The sequence below is a fragment of the Halorientalis pallida genome (genome assembly GCF_049605515.1).
Taxonomy (GTDB): domain Archaea; phylum Halobacteriota; class Halobacteria; order Halobacteriales; family Haloarculaceae; genus Halorientalis; species Halorientalis pallida_A.
In genome coordinates, this window is record NZ_CP187159.1 from 45,841 (window position 1) to 59,450 (window position 13,610).

13 protein-coding genes are annotated in these 13,610 nt (G+C 67.6%); 4 read left to right on the forward strand and 9 right to left on the reverse strand.

The window, feature by feature from the left end; genetic code table 11:
• Positions 1–136 precede the first annotated feature (136 nt).
• From ACOZ4N_RS20300 to ACOZ4N_RS20315, 4 genes are all read right to left on the reverse strand, one after another.
• Positions 137–349, reverse strand: coding sequence for a hypothetical protein (locus ACOZ4N_RS20300; RefSeq protein ID WP_424020069.1), 213 nt, complete (start codon positions 347–349; stop codon positions 137–139).
• A 97-nt stretch (positions 350–446) separates the two neighbouring features.
• The gene (locus ACOZ4N_RS20305) at positions 447–1,283 is read right to left on the reverse strand and encodes a 3-keto-5-aminohexanoate cleavage protein (RefSeq protein WP_424020070.1); all 837 of its coding nucleotides are present in this window, start codon (positions 1,281–1,283) and stop codon (positions 447–449) included.
• Positions 1,284–1,502: 219 nt separating this feature from the next.
• Positions 1,503–1,715, reverse strand: coding sequence for a hypothetical protein (locus ACOZ4N_RS20310; RefSeq protein WP_424020071.1), 213 nt, complete (start codon positions 1,713–1,715; stop codon positions 1,503–1,505).
• Between the two features lie 2 nt (positions 1,716–1,717).
• Positions 1,718–3,646, reverse strand: a complete 1,929-nt coding sequence (locus tag ACOZ4N_RS20315) for a hypothetical protein (protein ID WP_424020072.1) — start codon at positions 3,644–3,646, stop codon at positions 1,718–1,720.
• A gap of 322 nt (positions 3,647–3,968) precedes the next feature.
• On the opposite strand from ACOZ4N_RS20315, the gene ACOZ4N_RS20320 reads away from it, so the two are divergent.
• On the forward strand, positions 3,969–5,606 hold the full coding sequence (locus tag ACOZ4N_RS20320) for an alkaline phosphatase family protein (RefSeq protein ID WP_424019978.1): 1,638 nt from the start codon (positions 3,969–3,971) through the stop codon (positions 5,604–5,606).
• Entirely contained in the window at positions 5,527–6,609 is a 1,083-nt protein-coding gene (locus ACOZ4N_RS20325) for a lipid II:glycine glycyltransferase FemX (protein WP_424019979.1), read from the forward strand. The genes ACOZ4N_RS20320 and ACOZ4N_RS20325 overlap by 80 nt, the downstream gene beginning before the upstream one ends.
• Before the next feature lie 32 nt (positions 6,610–6,641).
• Here ACOZ4N_RS20325 and ACOZ4N_RS20330 read toward each other — a convergent pair whose 3' ends face one another.
• The 4 genes from ACOZ4N_RS20330 to ACOZ4N_RS20345 form a co-directional block, all read right to left on the reverse strand.
• Positions 6,642–7,082 (reverse strand): PIN domain-containing protein, encoded by a 441-nt coding sequence (locus tag ACOZ4N_RS20330; RefSeq protein ID WP_424019980.1) that lies wholly within the window; start codon positions 7,080–7,082, stop codon positions 6,642–6,644.
• 18 nt (positions 7,083–7,100) lie between these two features.
• On the reverse strand, positions 7,101–7,397 hold the full coding sequence (locus ACOZ4N_RS20335; RefSeq protein ID WP_424019981.1) for an AbrB/MazE/SpoVT family DNA-binding domain-containing protein: 297 nt from the start codon (positions 7,395–7,397) through the stop codon (positions 7,101–7,103).
• A 75-nt stretch (positions 7,398–7,472) separates the two neighbouring features.
• On the reverse strand, positions 7,473–8,870 hold the full coding sequence (locus ACOZ4N_RS20340; RefSeq protein WP_424019982.1) for a hypothetical protein: 1,398 nt from the start codon (positions 8,868–8,870) through the stop codon (positions 7,473–7,475).
• Positions 8,871–8,988: 118 nt separating this feature from the next.
• Positions 8,989–10,050, reverse strand: coding sequence for a glycosyltransferase family 2 protein (locus ACOZ4N_RS20345; protein ID WP_424019983.1), 1,062 nt, complete (start codon positions 10,048–10,050; stop codon positions 8,989–8,991).
• A gap of 388 nt (positions 10,051–10,438) precedes the next feature.
• On the opposite strand from ACOZ4N_RS20345, the gene ACOZ4N_RS20350 reads away from it, so the two are divergent.
• On the forward strand, positions 10,439–11,053 hold the full coding sequence (locus tag ACOZ4N_RS20350; RefSeq protein ID WP_424019984.1) for a metal-dependent hydrolase: 615 nt from the start codon (positions 10,439–10,441) through the stop codon (positions 11,051–11,053).
• A gap of 74 nt (positions 11,054–11,127) precedes the next feature.
• Positions 11,128–12,522 carry a hypothetical protein gene (locus ACOZ4N_RS20355; protein ID WP_424019985.1) on the forward strand — a complete coding sequence of 465 codons (1,395 nt, stop codon included), beginning with the start codon at positions 11,128–11,130 and terminating at the stop codon, positions 12,520–12,522.
• On the opposite strand, the gene ACOZ4N_RS20360 is transcribed toward ACOZ4N_RS20355, so the two are convergent.
• Positions 12,487–13,506 carry a DUF1616 domain-containing protein gene (locus tag ACOZ4N_RS20360; RefSeq protein ID WP_424019986.1) on the reverse strand — a complete coding sequence of 340 codons (1,020 nt, stop codon included), beginning with the start codon at positions 13,504–13,506 and terminating at the stop codon, positions 12,487–12,489. The genes ACOZ4N_RS20355 and ACOZ4N_RS20360 overlap by 36 nt on opposite strands.
• Positions 13,507–13,610: the final 104 nt, after the last annotated feature.

Here is a 13,610-nt window from a genome sequence, read left to right on the forward strand (position 1 = left end):
ACCCAGTTCCTGTTTGTAATCCAACCGCAGTTGCTACAGCAAAGCTTTCGGGACAACGGATTTCGATCTAACAAGCCCGTTTAGCCCCTCTAGCTGGACATTTAACTCGAAATCCGGTGTGGGTATCGTAACTCTCTCAATCGTCGTCAGCCGGCGCTTCCCCGACGACCTCTTCGACGTGTTCCTTGTACAGCTCGCAGTCGCACTCGTGGTCGAACTCGAAGCGGTCGTTACAGATGTCGGCTTTCATCGGGGAGACGAACTCCTCGGTGACGCCGCAGTAGGGTCGTTCGTGGTCGAACTCCATGTCGCCGTCCGAGCGACGGTACTCCAGATACGGACACGTCATAGGTTGGTCTGTTGTCGACCGATACAATGTTATGTAGGTCTTTGACGCAGTAACACACTGCTACCGGCGCGTCGCGGAATCGCCGACCCCCTCCAAATTACTCCATCCCGAGCATCTCGCGGGCCTCGTCGGGCGTCGCGAGGTCGCGGTCGAGGTGGTCGATGATCTCGACGGACCGTTCGACGAGCTGGGCGTTGCTCTGGGCCGGTTCGCCGCGCTCGAAGTAGAGGTTGTCCTCCATGCCGACGCGGACGTGTCCGCCGAGGAGGGCACCCATCGTCGTCAGCGGGAGCTGGTGGGGGCCGGTCGCGAGGACGTTGAACTGGCTCTCGGCGGGGAGGTTCTCGACCATGTTGAGGAGGTTCTTCGGTCGCGGCACGGTGAAGGTCCCGGGGCCGAGGATGACGTTGATGTAGTACGGTGGGTCGAGGATGTCCTTCTCGATGAGGCGGTAGGTCTCGTTGAGGTGGCCGTTGTTGAACACCTCCAGTTCGGGCTTGATGCCTTTGTCTTGCATCTCGCGGGCCAGCGATTCGATATTGTTCCGGGTGTGTTCGGTGATGATGTGCTGGCCGCGGTTGAACGGACCCATGTCGAGGCTGGCCATCTCGGGCGGCGGATCGGTCCGGATACCGGCCACGCGGTTCTCGTAGGGGCTCTGGCCGCCGGTGGTGTTCTGGATGATGATGTCGTCACAGCGGTCGCGGATGGCGTCGTTGACGGCCTGGAGCCGTTCCGGATCGTTCTCGCCGTGTTCGTCGCGACCGTGGACGTGGACGATGGCAGCCCCCAGTTTCTCACACTCCCTGACCTGTCTCGCGATCTCCGTGGGCTGTTCCGGGAGGTTGGGATTGGCGTCTTTGCCGTGTACGCCGCCCGTCGTCGCCACGGTCAGTATCAGTTTTCGCTGATCGAGGTAGTGGTCGTAGCTCATAGTTGTCGACTCCGGGTGAGCGCCGCCGGGTCGATGCGCCGACGGAACCCGCCGGGAGACGCCGTGTCGCCCGACTGCCCGGCTGTCGGCTCAGTCACCCTCGTATCTACTTTGTTTTTGCACGCTTACCGGGCGTGTGAGTGCCGGACCAGCGAAAAATAGCCCACAGAAGCCAACGTAGCAGCCGACCGTCAGCGGGGCACGGGCTGGCGAGGTCGCTCAGTTCCGGTCGTCGAGCGAGACGACGGCGTCGGAGTCGGCCACGATGAAGGCGTCGTCACGGAGGAACTCCTCGTCGTGGGGGAGGATGACGTAGTGGCCGCCGTCCGCAGAGGACTCGGTGATGTCGAGTTCGAGCGGGTCGTACCCGAGGTCGTCCGGGTCTGGATCGGCCGGCATGGAGCGCCAGTCGACGGTTTCGGACTCGCTCATGTTCAGGCCTCCAGAATCTTCACGCCGGCGTTGCCATCGACGCTGATCCCTTCCAGACTGCCGGTGAAACGGAAGGCGTCTTTGCCGTTCCCGACGACGCCGACGACGGTGCCGTCGCTGACGTGGTCGGTCATGCGGTCCCAGGGGAGGCCACCGTCGACGGTCATCGACCGGCCGGCGTCACGCGTCGCCGTGCCGCTCACGCTGAACTCGTACTTGGCGATCTCCTCGGCGTCACCGGTGCCGTCGATGACGAGGATCTTCTGGCGCGGGTCGGCGTTGCCGCCGTTACCGCCATTGCCCTCGGAGCTATCCTTCCCGTTGCCGGAGTCACCGGAACCGCCGGACTCGCTCCCGTCGCCGGGTCCGTTCCCAGCGTCGCCGTCACCGATGATCTCGGCGAAGGTCGTCTCCTCGCCGTCCAGTTCGACGGTCACGTCGTAGCCGCTGGAGATCTCGAAGCTCTCGATCTCGCCGTCGAAGGTGTACGAGTCGAGCGCGCCGGGGTTCATCCGGATGCTCGTCGCGGTGAAGGTCCCGTCGTCGTTCTCGGTGATCTCGTCGGTGTTGGGTTCGGCTTCGTCGGCGAACTGGATCGGCCCGCTCGTCGTGAACCGGACGTTGCAGTTCTTGTCGGGGTTGTCGTCGCTCGCCTGCAAGACGAGTTCGTGGTCGAGCGGTTCCTGACTGTCCTCGTCGTCTCCGCTTTCGTCGTCGTTACCGCCCTCGTCGCCGCTCCCGCCGTCACTCGAACCGGAACCGGCACCCGCGCCGGGGCCGCTCGGTTCGACGTTCGCGCCGATGGGTTTCCAGATCGAGTACTCCGTGTCGGGGCGCTCGGCCTGGCTTCCGGTCACCGTCTGGAAGTGGTCGGGTGCGTAGTGGTCGGCGTCGCCGGAGAGGTGGATGTTCTCGCCCGACCAGTGGCCTTCGATGTCCCACTCGACGGAGAAGGTGGTGCCGCCGTCGTTGTAGACCCGGAGATTCCGGAGGACGCCGCCGCCGCCCTGGCCGTCCTCGTCGAACTTGATCGCCATCGCGCCGGTGTCCGACCAGTTGAAGTCGGTGTCCTCGATGACCACGTCGGTGCCGGCGTCGTCGATCTTGATGCCGCGCTGGTTCCAGCCGGTGTTGCCGGCGGGGGCGCGTTCGGTCGCCTCGAAGTAGCAGTCGCGCATGACGCTCCCGTCGGAGGCGAAGCGCACGGCGGCCATCCCGGTGTTCACGAAGTCGCAGTTCTCGACGATGACGGGGCCGTTCTCGCCCTTGTAGGGGTCGGAGACGTAGCAGGCCACGTTCCCGAACATCGAGAAGTAACAGTTGCGGATCCACAGCGTGCCCGCGTGGTCGGTTCCGGCGTACAGGCCCGTAGAGTCGGAGCCATCGACGGTCCCGTCGGGCATGTTGACGTTGATACACTCCATGCGGGCGTCCCGAGCCGCGCCGACGCGCCAGCGGGACTGCTCCTGTCCCTTCTTGCCTTTGACCGTGATGTTCTCCAGCCGAACCGTCCCGCTCTCGGCGAAGATGTCCGGTCGGACGAGTTCCTCGGGTTCGGGCCGGTTGAACACGACGCCTTTCGTCGAGCCGACCAGCGCCGCGTTCTCGTAGTCGCCGGCGAGGCCTTCGCCCTCGAAGGCGTACTCCCCGGCCGGGATCTTGACCAGCGTGCCCGACGAGAGGTGGTCGTCGAGATAGGGGTCGATCAGGTCACCGTCGCTGAGCCCTTCCTGGCCCAGGTCGACGGTGGTGTCCGTGAAGTCGACCTCGCTCCCCTGACTGCCCTGTTGGCTCCCTTCCTGGGCACCGGCGGCCCCGAGGAGACCCGACGCTCCGAGGGCCGCGGTCGTGCCGCCGACTGCCTTCAGCAGCGACCGTCTCTCGATAAGCCGTTCTTTCCGACAATCACTGTCGTCTTGGCGACGTGCCATGTCCGGGTAGGCAGATAGTAAATACATAATGGTTCTGACCAGTACGGGGCCACAACGCCTCGTCTACACCACAGTTCGCTAACGATGGGCCCGCCTCGGTGTCGAGGTACTTGCGGGCTAGTCGCCAGCACGAGTAGGTTCCGGCTACCGCGCGGTCGTCGCCGTGGCGTGCCGCAGTCCCCGAGCCACCGATTCGGCGGCACACGTCCCCGCTGAAATACGGGTGGTAAGTGTGTCTTATCGGACCGCCTCGCGGTGACCTCGCCGTGCAGGTCTGACAAAACATCCCATAACAATACCGGCGGTGGCACAAGGGAGACCGATGACAGCAGGCCGTTCGTCAGGGATGCGGACGTTGTTGCTGGGTCTGGATGGCGCCTGTCTGCCGGTGCTGGAACCGCTACTCGACGACGGGGTGGTTCCGGCGCTGGCGTCGCTGTGCAGACGGGGGTACACCGGCGGACTCACGTCACAGTTACCGCCGTGGACGCCCAGTGCCTGGCCCTCGATCTACACCGGTGTCAATCCAGGCAAGCACGGCGTCTACGGCTTTCTCACCTTCGAGGGGTACGACTGGACGGTCGTCGACCGGTCGGACGTCGACGAGTTCGCCCTCTGGGAACTGCTGGACCGCGAAGGCGGCGAGTCGGTCGTCGTCAACGTCCCCGTCACACATCCGCCACGGCCTATCGACGGCGCGGTCGTCCCGGGTTACGTCGCGCCCGAGGACCCGACCTGTGTCCCCGACGATGCCCTCACAGCGGCCGACGCAGCGGAGTACGAGATCTACCCGCCGAAGGCCAGCGAGGCGTCCCGGGACGAGCAGGTGAGCGCGTTCGAGCGACTCGCGAGGTCCCGCGGCCGGGTCTTCGAGAACCTGGTCGCGGAACACGAACCGGACTTCGGCTTCCTCCAGTTCCAGGTGACGGATACGGTGTTTCACGAACGCCCCGGCGACCAGGAAGCCGTCGAGCGAGTCTACGCCGCCGTCGACGACGCCGTCGGCCGGGTGCTGGAGACCTGCGACCCGCGGAACGTGTTCGTCGTCAGCGACCACGGGATCGGTGAGTACGGGGGCTACGAGTTCCGCGTCAACGACTTCCTGCGGGAGCGCGGGGACGTGACCGCCACGGCCGGCGGCGAGGGGATGCCGTCCTGGGACGCCATCGCGCGCAACCAGCTCCGCAACGGCGACGAACCGGACGAGCGTGACCCGACCACGCTCGAACGGCTGGCCTCGGCGGCCGCTCGCGTCGGGGTCACCAGTCAGCGCGTCCAGCGCGTGCTGGAACCGCTCGGGCTGGCCGACGCCGTCACCGCACTCGCCCCGACCGACGCGATCAGGGCCGGCACCGAGCGGGTCGACTTCCCGGCCTCGACGGCGTACATGCGGTCGCGAATCGAACTGGGCGTCCGGATCAACCTCGCCGGCCGAGAACCCGAGGGGGTCGTCGACCCTGCCGACTACGACCGGGTTCGCGACGAGTTGATCGAGGCGCTGTCGGCCGTCGAGACGCCACAGGGGCGGCCGGTGTTTCAGGCCGTGCGGCCGCGTGAAGACGTGTACGAGGGCCCCTATCTCGAAGCCGCGCCGGACATCGTCGTCGTGCCCGCGGGGTTCGAACACTTTCTCGCGGGGTCGCTCCGCGGCGAGCGGTTCGATACGCCGCGTGAGCCCTGGAACCACAAGCGGACGGGCGTCCTGATCGCCGCGGGCGAGGACGTGACACCGGCGGCCATGGAGACCGCGGACCGCCCGCACATCTTCGACGTGGCACCGACGGTGCTCTCGACGCTCGGCGTTCCGCCCAGCGAGCGAATGGACGGCCGGACGCTCCCGCTGGTCGAACGGCTCGACAGCCAGACCTACCCCGAATTCAATGCACGAGACATCCGACAGCGCGACAGCCACACCGTCGAACAGCACCTCGCCAACCTGGGCTACCTCGAAGACGTCTGACCGCACCATCCGGACGCGGCTCACGCGGACGGTCCCGGCGGCCCGCTGGAACTCCCTCTGTGCCCGCTCCGCCGGCGCGACGCCCTTTCACCAGTACGAGTGTTTGCAGGTCCTCGCCGACCGATCCGACGCGACTGTACACCCGTTCGTCGGCTATCAGGACGACCACCCCGTCGGTCTCTTTCCGATCTTCGAGCGGTCCCGCGGGCCGGTGACGACGTTGTTCTCACCCGTCCCCGATCACAAGATCCCGTATCTCGGTCCGGTACTGCTTGACCGCTCCGGAGGGCCGCGTGCGGCCCACGAGCGACGCCGACGCTCGTTTCTGGGCGCGTCGCTGTCGTGTCTCGGGGACCGGTTCGCACCCAGTTACGTCAACGTTCGGACGGCGCCCCGATTCGACGATCCCCGTCAGTTCGCCTGGCGGGGGTTCGAGGTGGTTCCACGTCACTCCTACGTCGTCGATCTGACGCCCGAGCCCGACGTACTGCTGGACTCGTTCAGTAGCGACGCGCGACGGAACGTCCGCGATCCGCCGGACAACGTCGAAGTCCGTGAGAGTGGCCACGACGCAATCGACCGGATCATCGAGCAGGTCATCGCGCGCCACGAGCAACAGAACGAGACCTATCTCGTGACTCCGGCGTACGTCCGGGACCTGTACGATGCGCTTCCGGAGGGGGTCCTGCGTCCCTACGAGATCCGTCTCGACGGGTCGTTCGCTGGGGGGCTGATCACGCTGGAGTCCGGAGACACGATCTACCGCTGGCAAGGGGGCGTCAAACCCGACGCCGACGTGCCGGTCAACGACCTGCTGGACTGGCACGTCATGCGCGCGGCCCGAGACCGCGGCCGGGAGACCTACGACCTCGTCGGCGCCAACAACCGGCGCATCGCCGACTACAAAGCGAAGTTCGCGCCGGAGCTGGTGACGTTCTACAGCATGGAAGCCAGCACCCGGCCGATGGCGCTGGTTTCGCGGCTCTACAAGCGGGTGCGGTGAACTGGTCTCCGCCACAGCCCTCTCTCCCCGACTCACACGCCGTGGTCGCGGAACCGCTCGACGTCGACCGTGACCGGGAGCGACTCGAAGTCTTCGTCGCCGCCGACGACGAGCGTCGCGTCTTCGGTCGCGGCCAGCGCGACGGCGGCGGCGTCGGCCAGCGAGATGTGCCCGCCGGCTTTCACCTCCCCGACGAGTTGCCAGTCGGCACGTTCCACGCTCACGCCCGCACGACGGAGCGTTCGCAGGTCACGGTCGGCCGCGCGGCGGGAGTCGGGCGTCGGCTCGTCGTCGGCCGTCCCCTCGAACCGGGCCACGAGGTAGTACACTTCGCTCGCGTTGGCTCCCGCGAGCAGGCCACGTGCGTCACCGGATTCGACCGCCGGCAGTAGCTCGCCGACCCGTTCGTGTCCCGGTTCGTCGTAGAGAAACGCGATGATCGCTTCGGTGTCGAACACGACGGCGTCGCTCATCGGTGCCACCCCGGCATCTCACTCCTCGGTCGACGGTCGGAACGCCTCGGCACGCTCGTCCTCGCGCTCCTTCTCCGCGGCTCTCAGCTCGCGCACTTTCGCCGTGACCGCGCCGGGTTCGTCCTCGCCGGCGTGGATGCCGTGGAGTTCCTCGAGCGACGGGACGGGCTCGATGACGATGCGGTCGTCCGCCTCGTAGACGAACACCTCCCCCGGCGTCTCGATCCCGAATTTCTCCCGGAGCGGCTTCGGAATGGTCGCCTGCCCCTTCTGGGAGACGCGTACGACCTCGGGTTCCGTCGTATTACTCCGCATCACTCGTTGTACTCTACGATGTGTGTACTACTAAATCCATCGGCGTCTACCCTCGCCGAGCATCGAGAACGAGCCTCACAGACAGCGGGAGAGCGCGGCGACGGTGTCGAAGCCGCGACGCCGGGCGGTCGCGTTGTCGAGAACGAGGGGATCGCCCGTCACGTCGACGGTGCTGTCGGTCAGGACGTGTCCCGTCGAGTTCGTCAGCCGGATGCCGTTGCGCTGTCGACCGCCCTGGTGAACACAGAGCCGGTCGAAGCGACAGCCGTCCCGGCCGGCGACCGTGATCGCGGCGTCGCCGCCCGCCCCACCGACGACGCGGACGTTCTCGACGGTGAGAGACGCAGCGCCGGTCGCCCGCCGGGCCTCCTCGCCCGGCTGTTTCGCGTTGATCGCCGGCACGTCGTCCACGTCGGTCCGGAGCCGGGAGTTGCGGACCGTCGCCGACTGTAACCACTCGGCCATCGTGATCGCGCCGTCGCTCTCGGTGACCGACCGGATCTCGACCCGCACGTTGTCGACGAGTACGTCACCGCCCTTGCGGAGGCGAATGCCGCGCATGTTCTCGAGCCCCTCGCGGGTGGCGTCGCAGGAGACCCGGACGTTCCGCACGACGCTGTCGCCGCTGACGCGGACGCTGGCGATACCGTTGTTCGCGTAGTGGCCGCCGATAACCCTGACGGGGCCTCTCGCCGAGGAGGCGTAGAGGCCGTTGTCCGGCCAGCCGCCGACCTCGCAGTCGACGAAGGAGAGTTCGCCGACGCTGTCCTCGCCGACGTAGATGCCGGTGTTCGGGAACTCGGTCGAGCCGCCGTGAGGGAGCCGAAGGCTCTCGACGCGACCAGTCCCCTCCTCGCTGGTCACGTCGAACCGCACGCTGTCCTGGTCCACGTCCTGTCGTCCCTGGACGGTCACGTCGCGGACGAGCAAGCCGTCGTCCACGGCGCAGTACAGCGGTCGTGCGCCGGTCCGGTCGGCCGTCACGTCGAAGTCGATTCCCTGCACCCGGAGGTCGGTCGCCGTCCCGCCGACGCCGAACACCAGCAGTGCCTGCGCGAACCCCTCCGGCGGGCGAAAGAGCGCGCGGTCCCCGACGAGGCCGAGGGTCGAGACGGACGGACGCTCGACCGGTTCGGCGAACTGGTACTCACCGCGCGGGAAGTACAGCAGCGTGTCGTCGTCGATCTCGCTCCGGAGGACGTCGTCGACGGGCTTCGAGCCGGTGTTGTCGGCGCCGGCCTCGACGACGTTGACGGTTCGGTCGTACTCGGCCACGAGTCGTGCCGGAACGCCACCAGCCGCCGGGCCGGTCGCGGGGTCCCGAGTGACTTCAGCCGGTGGCGACCGGCCGGGCGTCTGTTCCCCGGCGTCGAGGAACGAACAGCCCGCGAGTGCGCCCGCTGTGCCGACCGCGAGCGCCTGTAACAGCCGACGGCGAGTCGGAGACCCGGGGCTAGATGAGTGCCGCGTCACGGTCGCTTCCAGCAGTGGCGGGGATATGGTTATGACCCGCTAACGACGGCTAAGCCGTGCCTTCGTCCGCGGTCGCCGTTGGCGGCCACTCGTGGCCGTCGCGGGAGACGGCCCCCGCTCAGTCCGCCGAGGCCTCGGGCTTGTGGCCGTCGGTCGTTGGCGTGTCGGCCTCGATCCGCTCGTCGGCGTCGACGGTCCGCGGGTCGGCCACGACGGTCCGGTCGGCGAACCGGTCCCGTTCGAGAACCGCGCCCAGCAGGAAGGCGAGACAGCCGACGACCGCCAGCAGGAGAGCGTTGCCGACACTGCGTGTCGTTCCGTCGTCGGCGACCGTTTCGGCGAGCGCCAGGCCGACGCCAGCCGTCCCCGTGAGGAGTCCGGTAGCGTACGCGAGCCACGCGGGATGGGCTGGACCGCGGAGGTACTGCTCGCGGAGGCGGCCGAGGAAGTTCGTCAGCAACATCGTGGAGACGCGGGGGACGTACGTCGACAGCGAGATGTGACTCTCCTCGTCGTCGTAGGCCGCCGCCCGGGGCACGTCGGCGACCCGGAGGCCTTCGGCGTTCAACTTGACCAGCAGGTCGTTACAGTAACCGTAGAACTCGTACATCTCCTCGACCTCGACGGCTTCGAGCGCGTCGAGCGAGATGGCCGTGTAGCCGTTCTGCGGATCGCTCGTCCCCCAGTAGCCGCTGGCGATCTTCGTCAACAGCGTCAGTATCCGGTTGCCGAGCAGACGGAATCGTGGCATCTCCCGCGCCGTGTTCGGGTCGTGCAGGCGGTTCCCCTTGGCGTAGTCCGCCCGTCCCTCGACGATGGGGTCGATCACGGCGGCCAGCCCCTCGGGGCGCATCTGTCCGTCGCCGCCCATGACCGCGGTCACGTCGATGCCGTCCTCGCGTGCGTGCAGGTAGCCGGTCTTGATCGCGCCGCCGACGCCGCGGTTCCGCTCGTGTCGGATCGTGACGACGCGTTCGTCGAAACCGGCCGCGGTGGGCCCAGTCGACTCGTCGACCGCGGTCGCGGCCGCGGTGATCTCCGTCCACGTGCCGTCGGTACTCCCGTCGTCGACGACGTAGACGCGGTCGACGTACTCCGGGACCGTCCTGATCACGTCGCCGACCAGCCCCGCCTCGTTGTACGCGGGGACGACGACCGCGATGGTGTGGTTCCTGTACATCTTACCACGGGTGCCGGTCGTCCGCCGCGATTGCCGTCCTGTACACGTGCATCCTGCGCCTCGAAGGCCGACGCGAGCATTGTTATGGGGAACTTGTTTCAGCCGTTCCCTTCCCTCGCGTTCGGCGACGACTACGGCCCCGCGATCGTATAAGGACCCGCGCGGTGAGGTGTGGGAACGGCGAAGCGCCGGCCAACTGTCCGTTCCGCGTTCGCTACGGTCGGTCTGTGGATTTCACCTGAGTGTTGGGTGTCCGCACCCCGGGTATGCACCGTGTTACTAAGGGCGGGCCGTTCCCCTCCTCAGTCGATGAAGACCCGTTTTTCGGTCCGCCCTCGTGACGAGCCACGCCGTCGAAACGATCCCTCACCCAGTGTCGGAGTGCGGCGTGACCGGATCGTCACCGCGCCGGCGGGCCGATAGCATGTGGCCGTGGGAACACGCGGCCGTCGGATACGTGGCGTACTCGCTGGCCCTCCGGTCGACCGGCCGCCGACCGCCGTCGGATGTGGGCGCTCTCGCTCTGGTCGTCGGCTCACAGCTCCCTGACCTGATCGACAAACCGCTCGCGTGGTGGCTGGGGGTTCTCCCCGCCGGCAGGTCCCTCGGACACTCGCTCCCGTTTGCCGTCCCGGTGATCGTGAGCGTGCTGATCGCGACCCGGGCCGTCGACCGCGGTGCGGTCGGAGTGGCGTTCGCGGCCGGCTACCTCTCGCACCTCCCCGGCGACGTATTCTACCCGGTGTTACTCGGCGAGTCGCCGGCGCTGGGGTTTTTCCTGTACCCGTTCGTCGAGGTACCGCCGAGGGTGGAACCCGGCGGAATCGCGAAACTGGGCGACCTCGTGGCCGGGTTCGGTGCCTTCCTGGCGACGCCGCGCGGGACGCTGTACCTGGCCGGCGAAAGCCTGCTGCTGAGCCTCGCGGTGGGCGTCTGGGTGTGGGACGGTCGGCCGGGACTCGGACCCGTCCGCCGGCAGGTACGGCGGGCGATCACGGGGTGACGGTGAACACGGGTTCAGTTTGCACGCCATAACAATACCCGGGTGGGGCGAACTCGGGCGTAGTATCGCCGCTCATGACACCACGGAAACGCAGCTTCGTGTTCGTCGGACTCTGGCTGACCGTCGGACTCTTGTTCCCGGGGTCGGCGACGGCTGTGCCGACCGGTGGCGAACCGAACGGGTGGGACTGCTCGCAGTGTACCCGGCCGGCACAGGCGGACCAATCGAACGGCACGGCCGAGAATCCGCTCGGGTTCATGACCGCCGAAGCGACCCGGGAATCGGCGACGACGTTCCGGGTGACCTTCCGGAACACGGGGCTGATACGCAGTGCTGGGGTGGCGACGCCGGGCGATGTCGGACGCGTCGACAACGGCGAGTTACGCGGGCTCTCGGCCCAGTCCTACGGGGGGCCGTCGACGTTCGATCTCTCCGTCGCCGTCGCCGGAGAGCTGGAGAACCTCTCGCGGGCCGCGAGGGGCGAGCTGTCGCCGCCGGCCACGCTCGACCGGCCGCTGCTCTACGTGAACGCGACTGCCACAGCTCCCAGTCGTGCGTTCACGGTGACGTACAGCTTCGACGCGGAACGCGACGACCTGCGCGACGACGGTGTGACGCGCGACGACCTCCAGGTCCTCGCGTACTACGGCGGTAAGTGGAACCGTCTCACCAACGTCACGGGATATCCGGACGGGTCGGACGCGGTAGTGAACGCCACCACGTCGGGCACGGTCCCGCTCGCCTTCGGCTACCCGCGACCGGAACTGACCGTCACGAACCTCAGCCAGCAGTCGCGGCTGTTCGCGAACCGAAGCGGGACGATCAGTGCGACAGTCGTGAACCGGGGCCACCGCGACGGCGAGGGGACCTTCGAGGTCGAGACGCGGAACGACACCGTCCTCCGGAATCACACGATCTTCGCCGAGGCGGGTCAGCGCCGGACCGTGGAGATCCCGGTCGCGTTCCCGGGGCCAGGCGAGTGGCCCGTCGACGTGGACGACGCGGAGACGACCGTCCAGGTCGAGCGACCACGACCGGCGTTCGTGGTCTCGAACCTGTCGCTGTCGAGTGGTCGGATCGCGCCCGGCGAGTCGGTGACGGCACGGGCCACGGTCACGAACGACGGTCGGGCGGACGGGGCTGGAGTCGTCCGGCTCCGGACGTTCGACACCGTCGTCGACGCGAAGCGGTTCAGGCTTCGGCGCAACGCGTCCCGGCGAGTGACGTTCACCCAGCGGTTCGACGCGGCGGGGACCTACACGGTTCGGGTCGGGAATCGAAGTCGGACGGTCGTGGTCGGGAACGGCGGACGGCCGCCGGTCGCGAACACTGCCACGGCCGAGACGCCCGCGAGTCGAACCGGCAGTGACGTTCCGATGACCGTGCGGTGGGCACTCGTCGTGATCGGTGCGGGCGCGGTGCTGCTGTTCGGTCTAGCGGCGCTGGGACGTATCGTTCGCGGTTCCTAGCCCGGTCGAGACGTTGACCCAGAGCTGGAGGTGCCGGTCCGCAGTCGCGGCGGACGCGTCGTCCGGCGCGGTCCCACGATAGAGGTAGTAGACGAGCCGCTGGTTGGTGCCAGCCTGCTGTGGGCGAATCCGATGGGGCTGGTACCACGTCTGGCCGGGACCGACGGTCCGGGAGAACCGGTTTCGTTCCGACTGTGAGAGGACGCGGATACGGTTGTCGTCGGTGATCTGGACCTGCTGGAGTTCGGCGACGACGGTGTATCCGGTGACCTCGCGGCGCTGGTTCTCGACGCTGACGGTGAGGGTAGCCGGTTGCCCTCGCGTGAGCGTAGTCGGATAGTCACCGCCGACGTACTCCGAACTCCCGTTGTCGGTAAGCAGGGCGAACTCGGTGTACTGGGCGTCGGGCTGGGGTGTCACGACGGTGTACGCACCGGCTCCGAGGCCGAGCAGTACGCTGAGCGCGAGTGTGACGTTGATCGCGACTGTGAGTGCGGAGCCACCGGTCAGGAACGCACGGGCCCGGGACAGCCAGCGGGCAGTCGGGACGCTGTACCGGCGTTCCACCGGGAGACGCAGGCGGCGAATCCAGCCCACGACGGTCCCGAGGACGACGAAGGTCGCGACGCTGGCCACGACCCGCGGCGTGGAGAGTGGACCGGCGACAGCGACGACGAGCGCGAACAGCGGAAGCAGGGTGACGCTCGCGCCGAACGCCAGCAAGAGGCGTTCGCCGAACGTCGAGGGCGTGACCCGTGACTCGCCGGCACGTGCGGCGTCGGGAACGAGCGCCGCGAGGAGGACGTATCCCGGCGCGAAAAACAGGAACGGGACGCCGAGCAGGGCACGGACGAGCGGATCGCCGGCCGTGACACCTAGGTTCGTCGCGACGAACAGGACGAGCGACACGACGAGGACGAGGTCGAACGGCACCGCGCGGACGGCTCTACCCAGCCGGCCCCAGGACGGTGATTCGGTACTCATGGCCCGCTCGCCCCGTGTAGCCGCCGCTCCGTGTCGTGTCTACGCCGAGACATCAGTGGTCGAACCTACAGCCGAATCGGGCTTTGTTATGGCTCGGCTACGTC